The organism is Paenibacillus sp. SRL342, assembly GCF_984798905.1.
On sequence record NZ_OZ481790.1, the window covers coordinates 4,106,641 to 4,132,318 of the forward strand.

A 25,678-nucleotide genomic window follows, 5' to 3' on the forward strand; every position below is an offset into this window, starting at 1 on the left:
ATTTATATCTTGTTAGGTTATGTGATCCTGGGATTATCACTTTCAGCCCCTATTGGACCCATCAATGCTGCGCAATTGGACAAGGGTATTCGAGGTGGGTTCATGCCTGCCTGGTTTGTTGGACTAGGAGCCATCGCAGCTGATATCATCTACATGCTGCTGGTGTATTTCGGCATCGTACATCTGCTTGAACTTCCGTTTGTAAGGGTATTCCTCTGGATGTTTGGTTGTTTTGTATTGATCTATACGGGTGTGGAAAGTATTAAAAATGCAGGAACCCTTGCCCCTTCTCAAATGAGAGGAGATGATTCGGAGCTTGTCAAGTCATTTACTCAAGGATTCCTGATGTCTCTGTTTAACCCTCTTTCCATCATGTTCTGGCTAGGCATTTATGGCTCTGTTCTAGCCAAGGCTGTAAATGACTCCCCTATGGACCAATTGTTGATATATAGTGGAGCTATCATCTTTGGCGTACTTCTGTGGGATCTATTCATGGCGACTACCGTAAGTTTTTTTCGCAAATACCTCACTTCTACTGTGCTTAAAGGAATTGCTCTCATTTCCGGACTTTCTTTAGTCGGTTTTGGCTGTTACTTCGGATATAAAGCCATTCAATTTCTCTTCTTTATTTGAGTTTGTTTTTTTTGCGTAACCGAATACCCGTGATGTGATAACTGCTTATACCCGTAGAATGCTGCTCATTTTCTTCACTTTCGTCTTTCTCGGCGTTTGATAATGTTTGGGACGCAGGTTTCTTCTTGCGAATCCGTTGTACAATAACGTCACTAATGGCAATGAGAGAGACAAGCAATAAGCTAATATAGAAACCTGGTCTGCTGAGTGCATGAAAAAGCGTTCCTGTGACTGCAGTAGCGATTAACAATAAGCCGATCCATCGTTTGATCACATCAAACTTGCCTGATTTCAACAGTTTACCGGAGGATAACAAAATAAACGACCAGTTGTACAGAAGCATCAGTCCAGCTGCAGTCGTGATGTATTCATATACTTTGCCTGGGAGTAAAAGAGACATGATGATCGTACCAACTAACCCACAACCAATGAGGGACAAGGCAAATAACGGATACTTCGTTTTCCACTTTCGAGAAAATAACTGCGGGGCGTCTCCCTCCTGAGCGAGGGTAATAATCATAGACGTCACCGCATAGAGCGAAGCTGTCATCGTTGAAAATCCGGCTACAATGAGCACCCCGTTGAACAAATGTGGGACAAAAGCAAGGTGATCGCTACTGAGTGCCAGTACAAATGGACTCTCTTTGGGATTGAATGCATTTAAAGGAACCATAATTAACGCGAGTCCAATGGATACAACATATACGGTGGATAGCGCAATGAGCATGACTTTTCCTGCCTTTGGGGCATCCTCCGGTTTTTGAAGCCGATATGACATAATGCCAAGAACTTCAATACCTCCATAAGCATAGAACGCAAAAAGAAACGCAGACCACAATCCGATGCCACCCTTTGGAAAAATAGCTGCCATATCCAGCGGTACTTTGTGTTCATACTTGGTTCCCCCAATCCACCCTGCGAGAAGGGCGATGGCAAGCACCAAGAACATGATGATGGCTGCAATTTTAATGATAGCCAGTACATTTTCAACCCGGTCAAATCCCTTGTTACCGAAGAATACAATACAAAGACCTACAATTCCGAATCCTGCAGCAAAGATCCAGAGCGGAACAGACGGAAACCAGAACCTGGAGAAAATGGACAATGCGGTTAGCTGACTCCCCATAATGAGCAACTCCGAAAACCAATAGAACCATCCGCTAGCAAAGCCTGCCCAACTTCCAAAGGCTTTCTTGGCATATGAGCGAAAAGATCCTTGTTCCGGATGGTCCGCTGTCATTCTCGCGAGCGCATCAAAAACTACATATGTACCCAAGGCCGCCAAGATATAGGCCAGCAGCACAGCTGGACCACCAATCGAGATCGCAAGGCTGGAACCCAGAAAATACCCTGTACCAATTGTTCCTGCCACACCTAGCAGACTTAATTGCCACCATTTCAGTTTCTTTTCTTCTGTAGCGTTAGTCGATGCTTTACTCATGTTGTCATTCCTTTTCTGTATCATTTTAGGTCATTTTAGGTCACTAAAGGTAGCCTTCCCAATCCACAGCGAATCATGTTCATAAATTAATCCTTATTTCAGACAAACTGGATATATTGAATAATTCTTGAGGCCTCATTAAATAATACACGAGTACATCAAAACACATAGGAGGTTTTACACATGAATCAGTTCTCTCAATCGCAGCAAATTACGCAGTTGGCTCAACAACTTACACAACAAACACAGCAGGCTTCGATGCAATATCAACAACTACTTAGACAAGAACAAAGCAACGCTCAACAACTTGAGCAATTGGCACAACGCGAGCAACAAGCTGCACATATGATCCAGACCGCACTGCAAGGACATCAAACCGCCATCCAGCAATTACAACAAATCTCCAATCTTGCACAACAACTTGCACACTCATCTTCACAGCACGTATCTTATCTTGAGCAGCCATACAACACTCCCAATATCTCAACTAATGGTCAATCCTTTGGTTCGTATTCGAATCAAAACCGCCCGCAATAACATTTTCATGTAACACATAAAGGAACCCAGCTTTGGGTTCCTTTTTTATTCGTTGCAAAAAAAGAGAGCACAAGTGTCTCTTTTTTCGTCATTACCTTGAGTTTCATACCCGTCCTATACTATAGAGTGCTTGTTCATACTTGATGTTCATTCTTTATGCATTGAGATCATGTATCCCTGGGCTATGCTCATTTGGAAGTTCAGGCATATAAGGAAGTGGATATCCTTGTGGGGGATCGATTACCTGCAGTTCCCCACCATTACGACTTGGCGTTTGACCACTGAAAATCTCAGCGATGCGTGTATTGTCTAAACGGAAATTAAACTGCGCATTGTGGAAGCCCATATCTACATATTTCCGGCATTCGGGATATTTGTTAATGTCATAGTTGGGAATCGGGAATATTTTGCCCCAATTCACACCCAGGGTCTCCAGTGCTTTGGCAAATGCATTTTGATGCGCATTATCACGAACAATCAGGAAACCCAGCGTTTCACGGAATGCTTTGTTGGTACTCATTTCATATATTCTTGATTTTTGCAACACACCCGTAGACTCCAACACAATATTATCAAGTAAGTTGCTTACCAGATTCCCATGATCGTACACATAGTTTCCAAGCCATGGATTACCTGCAGCATCAACAGGCAATGAGCTCTGAGCCCCCATGATGTAATGATGCGGGTTGGCATGTTTAATCGCTTCATCCAATGGAGCACCGTCGACCCCTGCATCTCCCGCGCCCTCTGCACCGGCTCCCGTTAATAACTGATTAATGGTTTGTTGCACCAGTTCAATATGGCTTAATTCCTCAAGAAATACACCACGGATCAGATCTCTAAACTGCGTGGCGTTGCCCCGAAAATTACTGCTTTGAAAGAAAAATTGCATCATCGTCCGCATTTCACCGAATTGACCGCCAAGCGTCTCTTGCAATACTTTTGCTGCCGCGGGATCAGGCTTGTCTGGTACGATCATATTGATCAGGTCTTCACGATAAAAAAACATGGTTTTCCTCCATTCTGAATTAACTTACTATTCTAGTTTCTGTTCCCTTCCTAATTTTATGTAAACCAGCCGTTAACAATCTCTGGTATTGGCTCCAACCTCATAAAACAAATAGAAGTGCATGAACTAGAATAATGCATTCTGTTAATGAAAAGGGAAACAGAATATATTCTGTTTCCCTTTATCTATTTTGAATACATATTCTTATGGCATAAACGGTGGCATATCAGCTGAACTTCCTTTTCTTAGAACCTCAGGTGGGGTATCAAAAATATACGGCGGAGCTGGCGGAAGTTTAGGCGCAGGTGCCAAAGGCTGAGGATGCTGAACATATTGGAAAGTACCTTGCCCATCCATACTTGGACCGTGAGCCCACCGTCCGGTTGCGCTCTCATCACCACGAGAGAAGTTAAAGAGAACATACGCCACATCTCTCTTCTCAAGTTCTTTCGGGAACGTACTGGGCACAACAATTCCTTCTTTTTCTTCAAGTTCTCTTATCGCTGCAATCCACTGATTCTGATGCATGGTATCCCGAGCAAGCAACCACGATAACATGTCTTTCACACCGCGGTCATTGGTCATTTCATATAACCTGGCAACCTGAAGTCTGCCTTGAGATTCTGCTGCTAGATTATGTCTGAAATCAGCTAATAAATTACCACTTGCTATTGTGTACTTTGCATTCCAGGGATATCCATTACTATCGGTTGGGGCTGCTCCTAGTCCGCTTACAATCGCGTGTTGTGGATTGCTCCCACCGAGTATCGCATTAATAACTGGGTCTTTGGCGGCTTCTTCCAGTGTGGCTAATGGAGCATTGTCCAGCAAGCGAGCGATCATCGTAGCCAGCATCTCAACATGAGCGAGTTCTTCGGTTCCCGTATCCATAAGAAGGTCCTTATATTTCCCATCTCCACGGACATTCCAGCCTTGAAATAAATACTGCATGGCTACGGTAATTTCGCCAAATTGTCCTCCCAGTACTTCTTGTAGTTTTCTTGCAAATACGGGGTCGGGTCGATCCGGCTTGGCATGATACTGCAATTCCTTGATATTAAAAAACAACATATCACCTCATCCGTTTAAGATAAGTGATATGTATGTTTATTACATCGATCACTTGCATGTCTCCATAACAAAAATAAGTTGGACTGTCACCATTTTTCCCTTGGGTTATATCCTATAGGTAAAAGGAGGACTATTCATGTCGTTGTTGTTTTCATCTTCTGAGATTGAGAATGAGGAGATTCCTCTCGAAACCTGGAAAAGAGATGCTTACCGTTTATTCTCTTCGAAAATGAGTGACCGGGAGGTTCGATTTCCCTGTATTCCGGCTACACAGGCTTTTGCCCTGGGGCACCTCCGATACGGTTTTGTTTCTAATTTCGGAGACGAGTCTGCAGAACGTAATGTATCAGACATACTCAAGGAATATGGAGAATGCTCTCGTTCAATCGGAGAATATTCTTCATTGATTTTATTTTTTGATAAGGAAAAACAAGTCCGGGATGTATTGGCCTATGAAACAGCCTTCTGGGATTTATTAAGCCAGATTAGACACTTGGATAACAAACCTTGGCCAAAAGATATTCCAGAAGACCCAGAGCATCCCATGTGGGAGTTTTGTTACAATGACGAACGGTATTTTGTCTATTGCGGGACGCCAGCCCATGTATCACGACAAAGTCGCCACTTTCCTTATTTCATGTTAGCTCTAACACCGCGCTGGGTACTCGATATATGGAACGCACAACCTCAGAAAGCTGCAGCGATTGCTCCAAAAATCCGCGCACGCTTGGCTGCCTACGATACCATACCGGCTCATCCCGAATTAAAGCAATACGGATCACAAGGCAACCTGGAGTATAAACAATATTTTTTGCGAGATGACGATACCGCTCCTTCCAAATGCCCGTTTCTTCGATCCCTTCAGCAGGACAACGTAAAGGAATAGCTTAAATCGATTCTAAAAATACTCTCCTCCGAATAAACTCTATACCACCCATTTATAGGAGGAGAGCCCTGTGCTCCATACTCGCTACAACTACATAAGCAGCTGGACAAGCCCTATCGAAATAAGAATTCATTACAGACGGAAAGGAAATGACAATGGAAATCTATATTAAGTTCGTCCTGATTGGTCTCGCTATTGCCATGCCAGTGGGAGCAATTACTGTAGAGATGACCAAGCAGGGATTGAGAAATGGGTTTATCCATGGCTGGGCCGTCGGTCTTGGAGGCATGACAATTGATGCTGGTTTGATCCTGGCCATGTACTTCCGGTTTGCTTCCGTCTTATCTCTTCCTTATGTACAAATTCCACTATGGCTTGCGGGAGCGGGATTTCTTGCCTTTCTGGGATACGATTCGATCCGGAACTCCGATCTGGATATGGCAACATCAGATAATACAAAAGGAAAAATCAAAAAATCGTTTTGGAGGACATACCGCAATGGCTTATTGGTAGCGGTTTCCCCTGGTAATCTTATTTTTTGGATATCTGTTTTTGGTGTTGTATTGTCCGATTCATACCAATCTACCGGTAAGCTGAGTTTTATCATTGCAGGATTTGGCGTACTATGTGGAATTCTTATTCATGATCTGGGTCTGCTCTCCATTGTATCTGTGACACGAAAAGTAATGAGCAAAAAAATGATACAAGCAGTCTCTGCCATGGCTGGAGTGCTTTTGCTAGGTTTCTCGTTCTACTTTTTATATAAATTTATATTGGCTCTGTGGCTTCTATTTCAGTAGTTATTTCGAGAAATTAAGGTTGTTCCTTCTGAAAAAGGGGCAACCTTTTCTTTGGATTCCTTTTCCATACGCTGCTGCAGGTACTTTTCTGGAATATCTAATTTTTTAATCAGAAATCATTTGACTTTCATAGTGAAAGGTTGACAGTTCATTTAGTCGCGGGGCGTGCTGAATCGTATCTAAAAGGTAGGTAGTAACAGCGGTGCGCGTTCTTTTCTATTGTGAATTTTTCATATGTTGAAATATTATATTAGTGGCGAATTAGCTTTTAGAGCCAACATAGTTATCGTTTATCGTTGTCTCAAAAATAAAGTAGTATGCTTAAGATGGTTTGGGACATTTTACGAAATAGTTAATTATTTAGTTGTTGTGAATTTTTCATATGTTGAAAATATAAGGTTTATGACAAAAAGAAAGCTGCCTATAGGCAGCTTCGCAAAATTAAAATCCATTTGGCAAATGCAAAGAATCAGGTCCGGCCAGTCCATTCTGCTCCGGCGATTTCTTTCCATCGTGCTCTAATCTCATCATACAGTTCCTGCGGAAGTGGCCCTTTAGCCACAAGATCAGCATTTTGCTGCCAGCGATTTGGCTTGGCTGTTCCTACAATAGCTGTGTCTACACCTTCGGTACTTAGTGTAAAACGCAGTGCAGTTTCCACCGCAGCCTGGGCATCTTCACCCAGAAAACCATAGTTGAGTTCGCTTAAGCGCTTCCAGTATATAAAGGGATACGCCTCTTCCGAAAGTGTTTCATACGTCCAGGCTGCATTGGCAATAGGTCTTTTGGCGATTACACCCATGTTTCTTTTTCTAGCCTCAGGCAACGTAAGTTCAATCGCTTCCTGATCTGCGATATTTAATGAAGTCTCCAGACTGTCAAATACCCCCGTTTGAATCGCATATAGCGCATCTGTAGTATCCCCACTGTATCCGATAAATCTGGTTTTCCCTGCTTCCTTGGCACGTTGCAGTACTTCGATTACTGCTCCTTGTCGGAGTACTTCTTCAGAGCAGCTATGCAAATGGATAACATCCACATAGTCCGTTTTCAACCGTTTCAGGCTACGGTCAATCGTTTGCTCCAGTACTTTGGCATCCCAATCCGGACCTTCGATCCCGGCAGCATGTCCACATTTGGTGAACAAATAGTAGTCATCACGCCGATGTAACAGCACCTCACCGATTAATTCCTCGCTGTCCCCGTAACATTCAGCCGTGTCAATTACGTTTAATCCTGCATCGAGGGCACTATTCAGCAATGTCGCTACATCCGTTTTGGATACATCTTTGCCTATTTCCGCTCCGCCAAATCCAAGTGTACTTACGTTCATGCCAGTATTACCATACTTGCGCGTTTCCATGGTTATCTTCCTCCAAGTTCAGTGAATTGGGTACAGATAAATAGAAATGATTAACTATCCCTATGTTATTACCCATGAGTTGGTTATGCCACCCACTTTTCTAGGCTGCACCCCAACTTCATTTATTTAGAAGCCATAAATGGACATTCCACCATCAACCAATAACGTCTGACCCGTTATGTACCCTGCTGCATCTGATGCCAGGAATACAACTGGTCCTACCACTTCTTCCAGTTCTCCCACTCGCTGTAGCGGTGTGCGGCTTACAATTTCCTGCAAATACTGAGGATCATCCAGCAGCTTTTCAGTCAAAGGTGTTCGGAAATACCATGGCCCTACTGAATTGACACGGATTCCATACTTGCCCCATTCCAGTGCGAGCACTTTGGTCATATGGATTAACGCAGCTTTGGTCGCGCCATATACAACCCCTGTCCGTAAAGCCGTATGCCCACCTACCGAAGAGATGTTAATGATCTTCCCAGTCCCACGTTCTTTCATATGCTGACCAGCCAATTGCGAAGCGAAGAAAGCCGATTTTAAGTTTGTCTGCATGATGGTCTCCCACTGCTCGTCCGTTACTTCAAGTGCTGGCGTCCGTATGTTCATACCTGCGTTATTCACCAGAATATCTAGGCTGCCCATCTCCGAGATCGCCTCTTGAAACGTCTCTTCCATTTGTTCTCTTGATGTCACATCCGCAGACAGAGCGAGCGCTTTACGCCCTGTCTGCGGATGTAGGCGGCTGTCTCCTCAATTTCTTTCATCGTTCGGGATACAAGTACAACGTCACTGCCTGATTGGGCAAGTCCAATCGCAATTGCTTTTCCGATCCCTCTCCCTGCACCTGTCACCAGTGCTGTCTGTCCATCAAGATGGAATGTGGGTACGTTCATGTTGCTCACTCCTTCATCAGATTTATAAGTTGAACTAAAGATTATTTACACTGACACTACGATGACAGAATAACCTTCCATCAATGCTTATATGTAATTGAAACCCTGACGCGAATCAGGTTACAAAATACTGGCTTGGATTGCCCAGCTCCGGATGGAACTTCTCCCGAAAGCGTCCTCCCGTATATTCCCCTATAATTTTTCGCCAGAACGCCTGGGCAATGACATTGTTCCGAACCTGGGTTACTTTCCATCTGCCAGGAAAACGTTTAAACAATTCATATGCTGCCCGAGTGCCCACTCCACTGCGCCGATATTTTTGCATCACAAAAAACTCAGTCAAATAGTAGTCATTATCCTTGCTTCCAGGCTCCAATTTCTCCACCAGAGCAAACCCTGCAGGTGCCCCATCACTTGTAATCAAAAAAGGAAACTTGCGGTCCTCCTCTGTCCAGAATGCCTCCAGACCGGGATATTCCGGAAAAATGCCGTTACTGTCTACATCAATATTCAGATATTTGGTAAAATCATATAGATAAAATTGCATTAAATGCCGTATCACCTGACTGCGTTCCCGGGGAACCAGTTCTATTTTCATATTCATCCGGTTCACCTCCTCTGCTCTACCTATACTGATTACTTTAAAGGTTTACGTGCCGAAGGGCAAGGAAGCATATCCTGCTTATTGCCTGCTTTGGTGAACAAGCTGTGAGCATGTAAATTATGGTACACTAGAACATAGAATACTATTAAATTGAATATTAATTTTATCATGTTTTTCACATGGAGGTGTCGAACTTGACCAACGTGCAAAAAGAGATTGATCGACGCAAGCTGGATGACAAACTACCTTCCATGCCTTGGTTCGTTCAGCAATTCATGGACTATAAGCTGCCTGACCTGTCCCCCTCTACCCTGCTCGAATATCTGAGAGATTACGAAGCTTTCTTCGGATGGTTGCGAGCAGAAGGGTTGTCCGAGGCAAGCTCTAATAAAGAAGTTACGTTGACTGAACTGGAAGTCCTACGCATGGATTCGGTTACCGCCTATCGGTTATTTCTCACAACCAAACGGGAAGGAACCAATTCCAGAATTACCGTCTCTCGAAAGCTCTCTTCCCTTCGCTCCCTTTTTCATTATCTGAGTCAGATTGCGGAAGATGAAGACTTTTATCCGTTGCTGAAGCGGAACATTATGGCCAAAATCGAGATCAAGCGTACCCATAAACCCAAGGACACCGCTGCCAAACTCAAAGGTAAAATCCTGGAGGAAGAGGAACTGCTGGAATTTATCGGTTATATCCTTGAAGGTTACGCTGTTGATATGGAGAAGAACAAGCAGGCACTCTATTCCCATGAGCTCAACAAAGAACGAGACGCCTGTATTGCCAGCCTGATTCTCAATTCAGGTTTACGGGTGTCGGAAGTTGTGAACCTGAACGTCGATGACCTCGATCTGAACAACAAACTCCTGTATGTTTATCGCAAAGGTAATAATGATGAGACATACAAAACACCCGTTTATTTCAGGGAACAGGCCAAGGACGAACTCGCGACCTATATGAATCTGCGGCAATCACGTTACCGTACGCCCAAGCGGGAAAAAGGTCTGTTCATTGCCATGCGAAACGGAGATTCAGAAGGAAGTCGAATGACCAAAAGAGCGATCCAGGCCATGATTATGAAATACGCCAAGCGCTTTGGCAAACCATACCTGACTGTGCACAAATTACGCCATTCATTCGCAACGGACTATTATTTGCAAAATGATATTTACAAAACAAAAGAGCAGCTCGGCCACGCTTCTACGGAAACGACCGAGATCTATGCTCACCTTACCGACAAAACGATGTCCGAAGCCATCGAACGCCGTACTGACGACGGGATGTAACATCCCGAACAACATAAAAGCAGCAAGCCGTATCAAGGATTTCGATCCGAGAAAGGTCTGCTGCTTGTTTTGTTTTTTGCATCATTCAAAGAGAAGAGCATAAGCAGAAATGATTTTAGTTTACATAATAAAAATTACGTTTATTCAAAGACGATCAATCACGCTCACTGTACATTCAATCATGTATAGAGACCATTATGTCCCCGTGTCTTAACATTTCTACGATTTGACTTCACCATTCTGCCTATACTCGCTCTCAACCATCGCTAACAACGCTTTGGCTATATCCTCCGTTTCATGAACTGAGTACCACGTTATATCTCTGTTTACGGTGCTCCGCTCTATAAACAGCTCTGAAGGTAGCCATGAGATCATACCCACTACCCCTTCAAGCTGATCAACCAAGGTCAGATCTTTCTCTTCTCGAACCATCACGAATTTGGGATAAGAAGCATCCTTGAAACCTTCAACAACAATCCAATCATAATCGGACAGATGACTTAACATATCCTCCAGCTTGGTTGACTGTCGCTCCATAATCGCAGTACGTTTCTCTGACATAACAACCACCGCCGAGGCCCCAGCCTCTCCAAATCGATACGAATCCGTTCCTTCTTGATCCATCTCGAAATGGTCGTGTCCATCATGCTTAATCGCCGCTACCTTAAGTCCGAAGGAAGAAAAGTGCCCGATCAGCGCGGCTGTCAAGGTTGTCTTGCCCGTGTTTTTGTATCCAACAATCTGTATGATATGTGGTTTTGTATCACTCATTGTAGTCATCTACCACTACCTCACATGACCTGAGGGCAGTTTGAGAATGCGTACCTGCTCACCCGCAGGAATACCTTTTTTCTCAGGGGGAACAACAATCAAGCAATCACTGTCCTTAATGGTAATCATCACACTGGATTCATCTACACGGGCAGCAGCCGGTATCGCGTACACCATGCCGTTGCGAATCTCTGTGCGTCCTCGCACGAACCGTGTAAAATTATTAACTTTGGTGTATTCCTCTTTCAAGATTGCAGTCCATTCTTCCAAATAAGGATGAGCATCCGCTTGCATGGAACGAATGGTTGGACGAACAAACAGACCAAAACCTACAAAACAAGCCCCTGGGTTACCCGAAAGTGCAAAAAGCAATTTATCTTTATATACAGCAGCTGTGGTCACACTGCCTGGTCGCATCGTCACTTTGTTAAACAACATCTCCACATGTTCTTCCAGCACAAGTTCACCCATAATATCATAATCCCCGACAGACACTCCGCCTGTGGTCACCACGATATCATTATCTTGAATGGCTTCTTCCAGTTTGGCCCTTGCCGTATTCACATCGTCTGCAATAGAACCGTACATCACAGGCTCTCCACCTGCCTCAACAACCAGAGAGCGAAGCATGTAACTGTTGCTATTCCGAATCCGACCTGGTTGTAATGGTTCATCTACATCAAGCAATTCCGTGCCGGTTGCGAATATCGCCACCTTTGGACGTTGAAATACGGGAACTTCTGCTATGCCAAAAGTAGCTAACACGGACTGCTCCCCTGCCCCGATGATCGTTCCTGCTTCGAGCAGTTGCTGTCCCTCTTGGACTTCCAGTCCGATTGGGGTGATGTTAGCACCTGACAATATGTGCCGTTTCAATGCAATCCACTGTTCTCCGTCTTCTACCTTGCTCTCGGTCATCTCCATCATGACTACCGCATCCGCACCTTCCGGGACCTGTGCACCCGTCATGATGCGAGCAGTTGTACCTGAAACAATGGTGTGATCCGAGGTGTAGCCGCAAGGAATTTCATCAATTACACGAAACCAGATTTGTTGCTCACTTGATGCATCTGTAGTATCTGTACTTATAATGGCAAAGCCATCCATGCCCGATCTCCGGAAGAATGGATACGGATGAGGAGCCTGAATTGTCTCTGCAAGTGTGCGGCCATGAGCAGATTCAAGGTGGACTTTCTCAATGGAGCCTTCAGTAACTCTTGCAGCTATTTTGGCTTGGGCATCCGGTACCTGTACAGCTGTACGATTGAATTTGGCAGTTGTCATATCATGTGAATGTGAGTTCATTTTCAAAAGTATTCTTACCTCCTAGAGACATATCATCTTTTAGAAAGTGTAGCCCGAATGCTGTAAGATAACAAGTACATCACTTATTGAATCCTGTGACAAAATCTTATTTCTTGCAGGTGTAACATCCTTGACCAATATTCAACATGAATGGCATCTTGTCTGCTCATAATATAAGTGACAAAGGGAGGCGATAATCATGAGTAATCGATGTGAATTATGCGGAAGAGAACCTGTTAACACAACCGTTCATCATCTGACACCCAAAGAAATGGGCGGAACATTACTGCCAACAGCCAACCTGTGCATCCCCTGTCACAAACAGATTCATTCGCTATACACCAATCGCGACATTGTAACCCTTGGTCTCACGAACCTGCAATCCTTGAGACAGGATGAACGAATGATTCCATTTATCCGCTGGATTCGTAAACAGCCTGCTTCAACGATTCCCCGTGTACGCAAATCCAATCATGTTCGCCAATCGTAAACCAAAAAGAACAGCTCCAAGGTCATATGCCGGCGAGGTGATTCGCCTTCCCTTTTCACTGTTCTTAAATGAACTATGCGATTGGCAGCCATCCTTATGATTAGATGTTTATTATCTTCGCCTCTTAATTCGGCCGCCGCCCACTCTGGTTTTTGGTTTTTTGTAGGATTTCTTAGGTGAATCAAACAACCCACCACTGCTCTTGTTACGATCAATGGTCCCCTTGCTCTGATCCCTGTTGCGGTTGAATAATCCTCCGCCAGATCCCACGCTTGAATCTTTATCGCTTCCACGCCTTGTAATCGTACCTTTCCGATCAACAGTAATAGGTGGAGCAAGCTTCTTGTCATTACTTGTTGGTGCACGATAAGATCCTGCACTCGGTTTATACGTATCTTTATTGGTATATCCTCGATAGTTGCCATAACCTCGCCCGCCAAAAGAATCGAACAGATTACCGATTAACGTAGCGGTCAGATAACCTTGTAAAAAAGATGAATCGTAGTTCTGCCGAACATATTCCTTGGAGTCCACCTCAACCAAGGTATCCTCCGGCTTGTTCGGGTCTTGTTGCAGATGATAATACTCGTCCTGATACACGAGGAACATACGCTCTGTGTTCTCTGCCGAGATCTGATCCGGTTGCCTTTGGTCAGACAATTCCTGGGCCACTTCCGGAACGGTACGGTCAGAAGCCCGGTACACATAGGACGTTGAGTTACCACTGCCGTTAACCGATTCAAGCGGGTATGTGTCCTGAACAGAAGGTGCTCCGCACGCGGACAACAGAGACATCACAAGGCTAAGGACCAGCATTAATTTTAATCCATGTGCCAAGCGTTTTTTCATTGGGAACCTCTCCTAGCTCGAACGAATCACTTTGATATCCGCAGGAAGAATGGACTCACCCTCATACAGTGTAAATCTTCTGTCTTGCCACTCCACCCGAAGAAGCATATTATCATCCGACTGATACTGCCATACCAATTGTTCTCCAGCCTGGCCATATGGAGTTCTACCTGCCGTTGATACCATGCCTCCATACTCTTCCTCCAGATGAAATGCGCGTCCATCCAGGTCCAGTAATGTGGGCACCTCATCAGGTGCATCAAGCCTGCCATCAATTGGTGTATATAGAGCGTAACGTGTGAGTTCACGTTCTTCGATATGCAAATATCGAAATGCGGTACCATCCTGCAGCGTGAGCACAACTGCATTTCGAGCGCGATTTTGTACCCGACCAACGACTTCATAAGTGACCAGAGAAACCTCACAGATATCACCAGGTGCAAGCTGAAGCATCGTTTTCTCTGCCTGCGGTGGTTCAGGTTTTGTTAGTATTCCTTTAATTCGTTTCCATACACTCATGAGAATTACTCCTGTTCCTTATCTTATAAACAAGCTGCAATAATCAGTGCGCCCACGATATGTAAAGCGCCAGAGAACAACCCGTATCCTGTCTTCCCTTGCTGAATTCCCGTATCCAGATCCAGATTGGCCCATTTGCGAATCATAAAGTGTACAACGCTCTCCAGAATCAACAAAATGATAAAGGATACAACGGAGACCAGCAATGCCTCTCCAAGATGACCAGCTGTAGAAATGGACGTAGCGAGTACATACCCTTGTGCAAATAATTTCATCACCATACGTGTGGTTACTGCCATATTGCCAGCCTTAACTTCAGCAAAATCCTTATATTTCGTGAACAGTGAATCTACATACATCAAGACAAACAGCAAAACCGAACCAGATCCGGTCCAGACCAACATCGCCAAAATATTCAAATCCATTTACACAGCCCCCACATATCAACATGAACCGCATTTAAAAGCGAAGGAGAAATGCTCTTCTCCTCCGCTGGTTAACCCTGCTGACAACCAAGGTATTAGTTCTTATTATCGTACTGTTTCATCAATGCTGCGAGTTCGTCTTCAACAGCTTGATCTTTACCCAACTTCTCGAACTCTTCATCCAAAGACTTGCCTTTGGAAGACATTTCGTTACTTGCTTCTGCCTGTGCTTCCATCTGCATCATTTTCTCTTCCATACGCTTCATACCAGCACTTGCAGTATCAGAGCCAAACCCATTCAACGCTTTGTTGATTTCCGTTTGGGCTTTTGCTGCATTGTAGCGGGCTACCAGTGTTTCACGTTTGTTCTTCATTTGAGTCAGTTGCTTACGCATCTCGTCGAGCTTGCCACGCAGGTTATCTGCAGAAGCCTTGTTTTGGTCATAGCTGGTTTTATACTCAGCCATCTTCTCTTCAGCAGCCTTTTTCTCTTCCAGAGCACGTCGAGCCAAATCCAGATTCTGAGCACGTGCCGCCGTATGCGCCTGCTCTTCACGTTTCTTCACAAGAGCTTCCTGCTCTTCGAATAACTGCTTGAATTTCTTCTCAATGGCGATTTGTTGAGCTACTGCTTTCTCCGCATCTTCCAGATCCTCTTGCATGTCGCGGATATATTGTTCCGTCATCTTGATTGGATCTTCCGCCTTGTCAATAATGGCGTTGATGTTAGACATGGTTAGATCACGCAAACGTTTGAAAATGGACATTATGTTATTCCTCCTAGTCGATATTACATCGTATATAAACATACATACGTAACAATCTACAACTCGTTTCAATTTTAGCAAATAAAATCAAAACATTCGATGACTCTTACGTCAGGAAGATCGTTTATCTTTGATCAGATGATCTTCCATCAACCTCTCTGCAGTCTGCACGATTTCGTCGATCTGCATCCGCGTGATGGAATCAAAATGAATACCCATGATCACCGTAACGGTTACTTTCAGCTGCTGGGCAGCCTTCCGGGCAAGCCGCTCACACAGTTCTTGTTCCTTATGACCGGGAATATGTACCGTCGTCCCGCTTACGCGCTCATGATCTACATAGAATGTGGCTGCGGCGCCAATATGCGCCTTTCCTCCCGTAACGAGAAAAACCTTATCTTCTCCTGCTTCAATCACCTGTAAACGTATGGATTTCAAATCATATGTACTCATACCCATCCACCTATCCTTTTCTATATGTTATATATGGAGGAATTATGGCTTTCATGAGCTACATCGGCAATGAAAATTCTCACACTACGCATAACTTATGGATAGCCCGGGCATACCAAAGAGAACGTCATTTTGGAAAAGGAGGCCGTTATTATGCGCGTACGCCTCATTATGCTGATGGTTATCGTTATTTTTCTCGGAGGATATCATGCTCCAGTTTCATCGCGGGATGTTTCAAGCCCGCCAAGTGAATCCGTATCAGGTTCGGATTCTGCGGAAGAAGAACAACTGACATTGGGACAGTTACGTCAAAAATATGCCGATACGTTCAAAACCAATGGTCCTTCAACAAAGAAGGTTGCACTGACTTTTGATGATGTACCTGATCCACGATTTACTCCACAAGTGCTGGATGTATTGAAGAAATACAATGTCAGAGCTACATTCTTCATCGTGGGTAGTCGTGCAGAGAAACATCCGGATCTGGTGAAACGCATCATTAAGGAAGGGCATATGGTTGGTAATCACAGCTACAATCATCCTGAATTCAGTAAGCTGTCGATGAATGCCTTTCGCAAACAAATTTTACATACCGGGGATATTATTCGACGTTTGGCGGGATATACGCCGAAGATGATTCGGCCGCCTTATGGAGACATTAATGAAGAACAGCTGAGATGGGCTGCCAAACAACACTATAGCATTGTGAACTGGAACGTAGACTCTCTGGACTGGAAAGGCCTTTCAAAGGAACAGGTGAAAGATAACATCCTGTCTGCCGTAAAACCAGGCTCCATCGTTCTGCAACATGCTGGAGGCGGTGTAGGATCAAACCTGAACGGCACGATTGAGGCTTTGCCTGAAATCATTGAGGAATTGCAAAAGCGCGGATATGAACTTGTCACCTTGGACGAAATGCTGGGATTGTCAAAGGCCAAAGATTAAGATGACGATGAAGAAATAAATGAGAATATTAAAAGGGTGCTGTTCAATCGCAAGTTTGCGACTGGCAGACACCCTGTTTGAATTCGTTAGATGTAATTAATTTTCTACTTCAGAATGTACAGCTCGATATCCTGAAATCCAAATGTGCTTACGGACTGTTTGCTACCCGGGATAAAGATATCAATCCGGTGACCCTTGATTGCACCGCCTACATCACGCGCTGTGGCTACAAAAGCCTGTTTTGGCAATCCTGGATGGCTGTGACCCGTTACCAGTACTTTGGTTCCGAGTGGAATTACACTTGGATCAACTGCAATCGTACCCAGTTCAAGGTCATTTCCGAAATAATCGACTGCACCCCAGCCTCCATTTTCAGACGGATCTGCAGAGTATGCCGTTGCTTTCACGTTCACAGCTTTGCTGTAATCGAATGTTTTACCCCAGGCTTGAACCACTTTGTTATCTGCGTTAACGTCCAAGCTTGCTGTAGTAACCGTTTTGGCTTGGGTCTTGCTCCCCGTCGCCGCGGCAGCTAGATTGTTTGCCTTACCGGGAATTGTAATTTTCAAACCACCATAAATATTGTAAGGTGAAATGTCGTTGTTTGCTTTAACCAACGTGTTCATTGCTACTCCATATTGTTTTGATAAGGTGTAGAAGGTATCCCCTTCTTTGGCCACATGAACTGAATCGGCGTGAGCCGGAACGGCTTGAATGAGCATTGCTGTTGTCATTAATGCTACTGCTGTTTTGGCTATACGTTTCTTGTTAATCATGGTCTTCCTCCCTCATTGTGCCTGCGAAGTTAGTTGTCGGATTCGGATGAGGAGCCCACCCTATAGGTTCTTCATTACATTTGAAACGTTATGTACCCCTAATTCACCCCAAGCAGTGTGCTGTAGATCTTCCCCCTGCACAAATCTGCATCGTTACATCCCCCGCACTCCCTGTCCGGAAGTTTCGGCAGAGTTCAATATATCACAATTTTGTAACCTGAACTTGTAGTAATTCTTACCAAATGGTTTTTTAGCATGTAAGCATATGTAAGAGTACTGGATACTTTAGAAATATTGGACGACCCGATTACTTTACATTTGGTAACAGAATAGTTACTTTTCCGAATCCATACGTGATTATTAACCATAAAAAAATAGCGTCACCGACTCGAAGTCAGTAACGCTATTGATCACTTTCATTTAGAGTACTTTGGCAAGAAAATCACGTGTACGTGAATTTTTTGGTGCTCCAAACACCTCATCAGGTGTTCCCTCTTCTACAATAACCCCGCCATCCATGAACAGGATCCGGTCTCCTACTTCACGTGCAAAACCCATCTCATGCGTTACAATGACCATAGTCATCCCACCTTCTGCAAGACGTTTCATGACATCCAACACTTCACCGACCATCTCGGGGTCCAGTGCCGAAGTAGGCTCGTCAAACAGCATGACATGCGGCTGCATAGCCAATGCTCTTGCAATAGCGATCCGCTGCTTCTGTCCACCGGACAGCTGATTCGGGAATGTATCTTTTTTATCGTACAAGCCCACAGTGTTAAGCAGATCAGCAGCAATTTTCTCCGCTTCCTGCGTGGATTGTTTCTTCACTTTAATCGGAGCAATCGTGATGTTTTGCTGTACCGTTTTGTGTGGGAACAGGTTGAAATGCTGGAACACCATGCCCATTTTTTCCCGAGTTGCATTAATGTTGTGCTTGGGGTCCGTAATTGAAACACCTTCAAAATCGATTTCACCTGATGTAGGTTGTTCCAAGAGGTTCAGACAACGCAAGAATGTACTTTTACCTGAACCGGAAGGACCGATAACCACGACAACCTCGCCTTTGCCAATCGTCACATTAATGCCCTTAAGCACATCGTTATTTCCATAAGATTTGTGTAATTGTCTAACGTCTATCACTTGCACTCAACTTCCTTTCCAGTCGTCCCAGCAGCTTGGACAAAATAAACGTCATTACAAAGTAGATGGCTGCTGCAATCAAAAATGGACTCAAGCCTTGGTACGTAATGTTCTTGACTACACTTGCCTGATACATAATGTCCACCATACCGATAACAGAGATAATGGAGGATTCCTTGATAATCGTTATGAATTCATTACCAATTGCCGGCAATACGGCCTTGAAAGCCTGTGGCAATATGATGTAGCGCATGGCTGCACCTCTGCCCATTCCGAGGGAGCGAGCTGCTTCCAACTGGCCACGATCCACCCCTTGGATACCTGCACGGAAAATCTCCGCTAGATACGCACCACTATTAATGGAAAGCGTGATGATACCTGCCTGAAGGGCAGTGAAGTTAATGCCAAAGCTCAGGGAAAAACCATAGTAAATAATCATTAATTGTACCAGCATCGGTGTGCCACGGATCACTTCAACGTAAGCAGTACCGATCCAGCGCAAGATTGCAGCGTCATGCAAACGGAACAAACAGATGATCAATCCAATAATTACCCCGAAGATAACCCCAAGTGCAGACAACAGAAGTGTGTATCCTACACCTGTAGCATAGAAACTTTTGTACTCCCAGAATACTTGGAAAATATTTTGTGATTTGTTCGCTTTATCCGCCATCAAGAGGCTGGCGTCCGTCACCATCTGATTGATTTTATCTTCACTTTTCAGTCGCTCCAGTGTTCCATTTACTGCAGCTAGCAGCTCGGTATTACCTTTACGAATCCCGATTGCCGCTTCTGCTTGCTCTTCGTCCGGAACAGCAGCAGCAAGTCCAATGATATCGTCCAGATAACCTGCAGCAACGGTATCTTCAACGATTGCCGCGTCAATGCGTTTTGTTTGCAGTTGAAGCACGATATCGGAGATTTTATCCAGCGCAGTAAGCTTCGCTCCTGGAATACTCTGTCCGATCGTTTCCTGAATGGAGCCTTTCTGAACGCCAATCTTCGCATTTTCAAGTTCTGCCATGGTTGGATATTGGTCTTTATCCACATTGCGAACCATAATCACTTGTTTTGATTTATAATAGGTGTCGGAAAAATCGATACTTTTCTTCCGTTCATCCGTCGGCGTCATACCTGAAATCACCAGATCAACACGCCCGCTCTGCAATGAAGGCAGAAGACCGTCGAAGCCCATATCCTCAATCACAAGCTCAGCGCCAAGATCTTTGGCAATCTCTTTGGCGATCTCAATATCGAAGCCGACGATTTCATCTTTACCATTAATCACTTTATGGAATTCGTATGGTGCAAAATCGGCACTTGTACCGAGCACCAGCTTTTTACTGCCTGAATTATCTGTAGTTCCACTTGCAAGTGCCACAGGAACGGCAGTTGTCAGCAGAACAACAAAGGTCAACAGCATCATGGTGTAACGACTTATTAATTTCAACCTTTTTCTCTCCCCTTACAATACTTTGTATGCTTCTCATGTTGATGACTGAGTCATTATAAAGTACAATGCATGATTATGCAATGCATTTTGACAATACAAATCTTGACTTGTTTCTGAAAAAATAAAGCAAACATGATATAATCAATAAATTATTTTCATTTTGCATAAGGAGTTTACTAATGACATCTAACAAATCACAGATCCTGACGGTTATTGATCAATATGCTTCCCGTTTTAAAGCCATTTCATCATATATCGGTGCCAACCCCGAACTGGGGAATGAAGAGTATCTTGCTTCTGCTCGTCTAAAAGAAGAACTGATCTATCACGGGTTCACTGTAGAGGCTCCAATCCTTGGACTGGAGACAGCCTTTATCGGAACCTATTCAGCCGCCAAACCCGGCCCTACCATTGCATTATTGTGTGAATATGACGCATTGCCGGAGATCGGTCATGCTTGTGGTCACCATCTGATCTGCATGATGAGTCTTGGGGCTGCTGTGGGGCTGAAATCCATTCTGGAAGAAGTCGGCGGAACAATTAAAGTGTTTGGTACACCCGCTGAGGAGACACGTGGTGCCAAAGTTCCGATGGCGGAAGCAGGTCTGTTCGATGACTGTGATGTCGCTCTCATGGCGCATCCGTATTATGCCTACGAAAAGTCAGGCAGTTCGCTGGCTATTGATGCTGTGCAATTTGAATTCCATGGCCGATCTTCACATGCTGCTGCAAGTCCGCACGAAGGTATTAATGCTCTTGATGCCGTCATTCAAACGTTCAACGGAATCAACGCATTCCGGCAACAAGTGAAAAGCACCGTTCGGATTCATGGTGTGATCAACAATGGAGGTCAGGCAGCAAATATCATTCCTGACTATGCTTCTGCGCAATTTTATGTACGGGCAGCAACTCGCAAAGAACTGAATATCCTCACAGAACGTGTAATTCAGATCGCTGAAGGTTCTGCTCTCCAGACAGGATGCAAGCTGGTGACATCCAACTATGAAACCTCCTATGACGAGATGGTTACCAATGAAGCATTCTCAGCTGCGTTTAGTCAAAATCTGATGGAACTTGGTATCCCGCAAGAAGAGATAGTGAGTGGTAATGATCACGGCTCTATGGACATCGGTAACGTTTCCCTGAAATGTCCTGCCATCCATCCTTACATTCGTGTTGTAGACGAGGTGCACACACTGCACTCCATAGCCTTCCGTGATCTTGCACTCCAAGAGCGTGCCCTGGACGGGATGATTCTGGGAGCCAAGGCACTCGCTACAACAGCCTATGACGTCCTGAGCCAGCCGGAACTGCTTCAATCCATCCTTACTGAGTTCGAGCAAGCTATTCGTTAACATTTGTTTCAGCACGTTGCATAGGGGTACCCTGAGAGGGCTTGAATTTCAAGCTTGTTCCGGGTACCCCTTTTCGTAATAATCTGTAAGTATATCCAGTAAGAAGCTGGATATGCTATGAAAAAAAGCCTTGAAAACACTGAAAATAATACATTTTATTACAGTAAATATGGTTCATTTGCTGGCTAACTTGGTTATATATTGCTATAACTTATCCTATATTCAGGAGGTGCTGTCATGCTGCTCGAAGCCATGTATCATGTCCCTCGTGACAAGTGGGCTTACGCCTATAATTCGTCTACCATACATCTGCGCGTACGAACCAAGCGCAATGATGTGCAATACGTGACTGCACTGACCGGAGATAAGTACAATTGGAACGGAACCTACAAGGAAATTCAACTGGAGAAAGCTGCTTCCGATCGCATGTTTGATTATTGGGAGGCTGCCGTCAAGCCACAATTCAAACGTCTCACCTATATATTTCGGATAACCGCCGGTTCAGAGGATGTGTTTCTTGCGGATAATGGAATTCATTATGAGACCCCCTATCCCACCGGAGGATACTATGAGTTCTCTTATATCCACGAGATCGATGTGTTTAAGGTGCCTGAATGGGCCAAAGAAGCCGTCTTTTATCAGATCATGACTGAACGATTTGCCAATGGAGATCCCAAACTGAACCCACAAGGAATACATGACTGGGGTGGCAAACCTGAGTTGGACAATTATTTTGGTGGAGATCTGCAAGGTGTGCTGGATCATCTGTATGACTTGACTGAACTTGGCGTGAACGCCATTTACTTTACCCCGTTATTTCAGGCTAATTCCTACCACAAATACGACACCATTGATTATAAAAAGGTAGACCCCCATTTCGGTGATAACGCCATGCTCAAACAAGTGACAGAAGAATGCCATCGCCTGGGTATACGTGTCATGCTTGACGCGGTGTTTAACCATTGCAGCGAAGACTTCCCTCCTTTTCAAGACGTACTCCAACATGGAAAAAACTCAAAGTATGCGGATTGGTTCCACATCAATGAATATCCGTTGCAGATTAAGGACGGTATACCTACCTACGATACGTTCGGGTTCTATGGCAACATGCCCAAATTCAATACAGCCAACCCAGAGGTTAAGGCCTATCTACTCGATGTGGCTGAGTACTGGATCAAGGAGATCAAGCTGGATGGCTGGCGACTGGATGTAGCGAATGAAGTGGACAACCATTTCTGGCGTGATTTCCGCAAGGTTGTTAAGGCTGCGAATCCTGAAGCTTATATTGTTGGTGAAGTATGGAGCGATTCCTTGACCTGGCTTATGGGAGATCAATTCGATTCCGTCATGAATTATCCTTTTGCCGACAAAGTGCTTCAGTTCTTCTGTGGTTCAATGGATGGGTATAATTTTGCCAACGAGATGGGTTCACTGATTATGCGCTATCCGCAACAAACCAATGAAGTAATCTTCAATATGCTCTGCAGCCATGATACCCCTCGCCTGCTCACCCGGTTAGGAGAAGACAAACGCCGATTAAAGTTATCGGTTGTATTTCTATTCACCTATATTGGCACACCTTGTATCTTCTATGGAGATGAGGTTGGAATTAGTGGTGGTGCTGACCCGGATTGCCGAAAATGCATGGAATGGGACCCTGCTAAACAAGACAGAGAACTCTACGATTTCTATCGTCTGATGATCGATTTACGCAAAAGCAATGAAGCCCTGCGCAAAGGACGCTTCCGTTTCCTCAAAGCTGATCCTAACGATCCCTGTATCGTGTACGAACGTGTAGATGAAAACCTCCACTTTACTGTATGGATGAATAATACTTCTCAAGATCGTACGCTCTCTCATCCCATGGAAACCAAAGACTGGAAGGATGCTTTAACGGAAGAGTCTGTGTATCCAACTGATGGCATGATGAATGTTAAGCTTGATCCCTACGGGTACCGGATTTTGTACAGGCAGCTTGATCCGGCTTAAATTAACTCATAAATCTCCTGAAGTATCAGAACTAATCTTTCATGGATTCCGATACTTCAGGAGGTTTTGTTGATTTTGCTATAACTTTGTAGCTTTTACATTGCCATTTGAGTCAACAATAACTTTCCAGCGTGTAGAATTAGGTCCGACAAGCACGAGATCGTTGACCACTTGATAGACAATACCATTATTGTCTTTGACCATGTCGATCACTACATTTTTCCCATCCGGAAAAGGGTTCGAACCGAATAAATATCGGCCAGTAGCATTTGCGGATACAATTAACACGTTATCTCTTATTATGTTATTTTCAACAATATGATTTGCGTTATCCAGGTGAACTGCCCACCAGCTCCCATCATATTTCATACGATTTCCCGTAATGACATTGTTGGAGCCACGAACTTTAAGTGTCGTAGTTTTGCCTGAAATTGAATTATTGGTAAACGTAACATTATGATTAACACTGACCATCCGGTCAGAATTTGCTATTTCAAAATCAGGTTGTATAATATTATTCGAAGCAATAACACCATTACCTATATCCATCGCGATTCCTGCGTTAGCAATATAATTTCCTTTTATAATGATATTACCGTCTGCGACAATGCCCCAATGGTTTCCATTGGGAATGATAATATTATCTGATATGATCCCGATGTCCATACCATCAGTTCCTATACTACTTCTTGCTTCAATAGCTGATGTGGAACTTGTTTTGGAAATCGTGTCAATGAGATTGCCTTGAATAACAAAAACATGATTGGGTACACCTCCCGGGTTATATTGTGAAGGAAAGAAAGAAACAGAAATAACAGAACTGTTCCTGATATCATTAAAAACATTCGAAGTAACAAATGCGCCTCTGAAGCCAATAAGCCCTATTCCAAAAGCAGTTCCAATGACGCTGTTGGCATGAATATGCATATTTCTTGACCCAGTTTCGCCACCTTCATTGTTACAGGTTATGCCTCCACCAACTTTGGGTACATTCGTACCCTGTAATCCTGCTGTAAAAGTAGGATAATCACTATCGGTTGATAGCACAGGAGTATGCAAATAATTGTTTGTAATACATACATTCCAAGTCGCTTTAATCAAGATTCCATCTCCAAGGAATCTAAAACAGTCATTTTCACTTATGATCACAAAAGCTAAATTGCTCCTCACGGCGATGGGCTCTTCACCTAAATGATGAAGTTTATTGTTTCTGATAACCACGTTTCGGGATGGACGATCTTGACTACTTGGACCATTAACTCCAATTCCATCAGTAAATTTGCTAATATCATTATTTTGCAAAATAACATTGCTTGAATTCTCTACATGTATTCCTGTTCTTCCTTTACTCCAACCAGCTTGTGTAGTCCGAATTAATGTCAAACCACTCACTTCAATATGGTTACTATCCTCAAATCTCAATCCCTGATCAGAAACCTCAAATATCGCTCCCGGAAGGGCTCTAATGATTACCGATCTTCCAGTAAAAGTATAAAACCATCCTGACTTCACCACTTTATAGTGCCCTGGTGTAAATAACAAAACGTCGCCTTCATTGGCTGAGTCAAAAAAAGCTTTGATCTGAACTGACTGATTACTCCCATCTCCAGGAGCAAAATCCCTTACATTAATCGTATTTCCGGTCGTTAAGGCTTGCACAGATGCGATATTTCCCATCACTTGACTAAACATTTCATTCAATTTTACAGGATCAAATTTTTGGGCACTACTCAATGCCTCCATATGTGGATTGTAAGCGGAGGTGAAATTAATGTGATTGTTCACTTTACCAACTCTCTTTCATTAAGTTTTGAATGAATCACATTTCATCTGCAAAATACAAACGGAAATGTTACTATTCCCCGACATAAGCCTGCAAAACAGCCGCAGTAGAATACTGCGGCTCATTAGA

Annotated in this window: 25 protein-coding genes, 1 pseudogene and 1 riboswitch; of the genes and pseudogenes, 9 read left to right on the forward strand and 17 right to left on the reverse strand. The window is 44.0% G+C overall.

The window, feature by feature from the left end; translation table 11 throughout:
* Positions 1–633, forward strand: a complete 633-nt coding sequence (locus AC4E8D_RS17950) for a LysE family transporter (RefSeq protein ID WP_237175742.1) — start codon at positions 1–3, stop codon at positions 631–633.
* On the opposite strand, the gene AC4E8D_RS17955 is transcribed toward AC4E8D_RS17950, so the two are convergent.
* Positions 626–2,074 (reverse strand): amino acid permease, encoded by a 1,449-nt coding sequence (locus AC4E8D_RS17955; protein ID WP_490205055.1) that lies wholly within the window; start codon positions 2,072–2,074, stop codon positions 626–628. The two genes, AC4E8D_RS17950 and AC4E8D_RS17955, sit on opposite strands and share 8 nt — an antisense overlap.
* A 183-nt stretch (positions 2,075–2,257) precedes the next feature.
* Here AC4E8D_RS17955 and AC4E8D_RS17960 point away from each other — a divergent pair, with 183 nt between their 5' ends.
* Positions 2,258–2,611: an AMP-dependent synthetase and ligase gene (locus AC4E8D_RS17960; protein WP_145321997.1), complete on the forward strand. Its 354-nt coding sequence runs from the start codon at positions 2,258–2,260 to the stop codon at positions 2,609–2,611.
* Between the two features lie 154 nt (positions 2,612–2,765).
* Here the strand turns inward: AC4E8D_RS17960 and AC4E8D_RS17965 are convergent, their stop codons facing one another.
* The gene (locus AC4E8D_RS17965) at positions 2,766–3,620 is read right to left on the reverse strand and encodes a manganese catalase family protein (RefSeq protein WP_336758586.1); all 855 of its coding nucleotides are present in this window, start codon (positions 3,618–3,620) and stop codon (positions 2,766–2,768) included.
* A gap of 204 nt (positions 3,621–3,824) precedes the next feature.
* The gene (locus AC4E8D_RS17970; protein ID WP_339185411.1) at positions 3,825–4,688 is read right to left on the reverse strand and encodes a manganese catalase; all 864 of its coding nucleotides are present in this window, start codon (positions 4,686–4,688) and stop codon (positions 3,825–3,827) included.
* Between the two features lie 139 nt (positions 4,689–4,827).
* Between AC4E8D_RS17970 and AC4E8D_RS17975 the strand changes: the two genes are divergently transcribed.
* Positions 4,828–5,577, forward strand: coding sequence for a YqcI/YcgG family protein (locus AC4E8D_RS17975; RefSeq protein WP_339177071.1), 750 nt, complete (start codon positions 4,828–4,830; stop codon positions 5,575–5,577).
* Positions 5,578–5,732: 155 nt separating this feature from the next.
* On the forward strand, positions 5,733–6,377 hold the full coding sequence (locus AC4E8D_RS17980; protein ID WP_490205056.1) for a LysE family transporter: 645 nt from the start codon (positions 5,733–5,735) through the stop codon (positions 6,375–6,377).
* Between the two features lie 469 nt (positions 6,378–6,846).
* Here AC4E8D_RS17980 and AC4E8D_RS17985 read toward each other — a convergent pair whose 3' ends face one another.
* The 3 genes and pseudogenes from AC4E8D_RS17985 to AC4E8D_RS17995 all read right to left on the reverse strand — a co-directional run bounded on the left by AC4E8D_RS17985 (position 6,847) and on the right by AC4E8D_RS17995 (position 9,240).
* Complete coding sequence (locus tag AC4E8D_RS17985) at positions 6,847–7,740, reverse strand: aldo/keto reductase (RefSeq protein ID WP_339177074.1); 894 nt, start codon at positions 7,738–7,740, stop codon at positions 6,847–6,849.
* 126 nt (positions 7,741–7,866) lie between these two features.
* Positions 7,867–8,636, reverse strand: a pseudogene (locus AC4E8D_RS17990) (SDR family NAD(P)-dependent oxidoreductase).
* Positions 8,637–8,751: 115 nt separating this feature from the next.
* Positions 8,752–9,240 (reverse strand): GNAT family N-acetyltransferase, encoded by a 489-nt coding sequence (locus AC4E8D_RS17995; RefSeq protein ID WP_076210139.1) that lies wholly within the window; start codon positions 9,238–9,240, stop codon positions 8,752–8,754.
* Between the two features lie 179 nt (positions 9,241–9,419).
* Here AC4E8D_RS17995 and xerS point away from each other — a divergent pair, with 179 nt between their 5' ends.
* Entirely contained in the window at positions 9,420–10,526 is a 1,107-nt protein-coding gene (gene xerS, locus AC4E8D_RS18000) for a tyrosine recombinase XerS (protein WP_076331583.1), read from the forward strand.
* 219 nt (positions 10,527–10,745) lie between these two features.
* Here the strand turns inward: xerS and mobB are convergent, their stop codons facing one another.
* Together mobB and AC4E8D_RS18010 are read right to left on the reverse strand one after the other, a co-directional pair.
* Positions 10,746–11,306, reverse strand: coding sequence for a molybdopterin-guanine dinucleotide biosynthesis protein B (gene mobB, locus AC4E8D_RS18005; RefSeq protein WP_221821606.1), 561 nt, complete (start codon positions 11,304–11,306; stop codon positions 10,746–10,748).
* Positions 11,307–11,312: 6 nt separating this feature from the next.
* Positions 11,313–12,602, reverse strand: coding sequence for a molybdopterin molybdotransferase MoeA (locus AC4E8D_RS18010; protein WP_490206493.1), 1,290 nt, complete (start codon positions 12,600–12,602; stop codon positions 11,313–11,315).
* Positions 12,603–12,801: 199 nt separating this feature from the next.
* On the opposite strand from AC4E8D_RS18010, the gene hlpB reads away from it, so the two are divergent.
* Complete coding sequence (hlpB, locus tag AC4E8D_RS18015) at positions 12,802–13,092, forward strand: HNH nuclease-like protein HlpB (RefSeq protein ID WP_221821607.1); 291 nt, start codon at positions 12,802–12,804, stop codon at positions 13,090–13,092.
* A gap of 111 nt (positions 13,093–13,203) precedes the next feature.
* Here hlpB and AC4E8D_RS18020 read toward each other — a convergent pair whose 3' ends face one another.
* From AC4E8D_RS18020 to lpdD, 5 genes are all read right to left on the reverse strand, one after another.
* Positions 13,204–13,941 carry a DUF4247 domain-containing protein gene (locus AC4E8D_RS18020; RefSeq protein WP_221821608.1) on the reverse strand — a complete coding sequence of 246 codons (738 nt, stop codon included), beginning with the start codon at positions 13,939–13,941 and terminating at the stop codon, positions 13,204–13,206.
* Between the two features lie 12 nt (positions 13,942–13,953).
* On the reverse strand, positions 13,954–14,460 hold the full coding sequence (locus AC4E8D_RS18025) for a DUF4178 domain-containing protein (protein WP_076210134.1): 507 nt from the start codon (positions 14,458–14,460) through the stop codon (positions 13,954–13,956).
* Positions 14,461–14,483: 23 nt separating this feature from the next.
* Positions 14,484–14,885, reverse strand: coding sequence for a DUF350 domain-containing protein (locus AC4E8D_RS18030; RefSeq protein WP_036613690.1), 402 nt, complete (start codon positions 14,883–14,885; stop codon positions 14,484–14,486).
* Between the two features lie 95 nt (positions 14,886–14,980).
* Positions 14,981–15,652 (reverse strand): PspA/IM30 family protein, encoded by a 672-nt coding sequence (locus AC4E8D_RS18035; RefSeq protein ID WP_339304176.1) that lies wholly within the window; start codon positions 15,650–15,652, stop codon positions 14,981–14,983.
* A gap of 111 nt (positions 15,653–15,763) precedes the next feature.
* Entirely contained in the window at positions 15,764–16,105 is a 342-nt protein-coding gene (gene lpdD, locus AC4E8D_RS18040) for a prenylated flavin chaperone LpdD (protein ID WP_221821609.1), read from the reverse strand.
* A gap of 153 nt (positions 16,106–16,258) precedes the next feature.
* On the opposite strand from lpdD, the gene AC4E8D_RS18045 reads away from it, so the two are divergent.
* Positions 16,259–17,050, forward strand: a complete 792-nt coding sequence (locus AC4E8D_RS18045; protein ID WP_339177081.1) for a polysaccharide deacetylase family protein — start codon at positions 16,259–16,261, stop codon at positions 17,048–17,050.
* 104 nt (positions 17,051–17,154) lie between these two features.
* Here the strand turns inward: AC4E8D_RS18045 and AC4E8D_RS18050 are convergent, their stop codons facing one another.
* The 3 genes from AC4E8D_RS18050 to AC4E8D_RS18060 all read right to left on the reverse strand — a co-directional run bounded on the left by AC4E8D_RS18050 (position 17,155) and on the right by AC4E8D_RS18060 (position 20,419).
* Positions 17,155–17,826 (reverse strand): 3D domain-containing protein, encoded by a 672-nt coding sequence (locus AC4E8D_RS18050; RefSeq protein WP_221821611.1) that lies wholly within the window; start codon positions 17,824–17,826, stop codon positions 17,155–17,157.
* A 2-nt stretch (positions 17,827–17,828) separates the two neighbouring features.
* A riboswitch (cyclic di-AMP (ydaO/yuaA leader) is annotated at positions 17,829–18,026 on the reverse strand.
* Between the two features lie 220 nt (positions 18,027–18,246).
* Positions 18,247–18,969 carry an amino acid ABC transporter ATP-binding protein gene (locus tag AC4E8D_RS18055; protein WP_017688094.1) on the reverse strand — a complete coding sequence of 241 codons (723 nt, stop codon included), beginning with the start codon at positions 18,967–18,969 and terminating at the stop codon, positions 18,247–18,249.
* A complete protein-coding gene (locus tag AC4E8D_RS18060) occupies positions 18,956–20,419 on the reverse strand; it encodes an ABC transporter substrate-binding protein/permease (protein ID WP_221821613.1) in 1,464 nt (487 codons plus the stop codon). The genes AC4E8D_RS18055 and AC4E8D_RS18060 overlap by 14 nt, the downstream gene beginning before the upstream one ends.
* A 182-nt stretch (positions 20,420–20,601) precedes the next feature.
* Between AC4E8D_RS18060 and AC4E8D_RS18065 the strand changes: the two genes are divergently transcribed.
* Together AC4E8D_RS18065 and AC4E8D_RS18070 are read left to right on the forward strand one after the other, a co-directional pair.
* Positions 20,602–21,777, forward strand: coding sequence for a M20 family metallopeptidase (locus tag AC4E8D_RS18065; protein ID WP_490205057.1), 1,176 nt, complete (start codon positions 20,602–20,604; stop codon positions 21,775–21,777).
* Positions 21,778–22,014: 237 nt separating this feature from the next.
* Entirely contained in the window at positions 22,015–23,766 is a 1,752-nt protein-coding gene (locus tag AC4E8D_RS18070) for an alpha-glycosidase (RefSeq protein ID WP_405117696.1), read from the forward strand.
* Between the two features lie 78 nt (positions 23,767–23,844).
* On the opposite strand, the gene AC4E8D_RS18075 is transcribed toward AC4E8D_RS18070, so the two are convergent.
* Positions 23,845–25,551 (reverse strand): right-handed parallel beta-helix repeat-containing protein, encoded by a 1,707-nt coding sequence (locus AC4E8D_RS18075; protein ID WP_490205058.1) that lies wholly within the window; start codon positions 25,549–25,551, stop codon positions 23,845–23,847.
* Between the last annotated feature and the right edge of the window lie 127 nt (positions 25,552–25,678).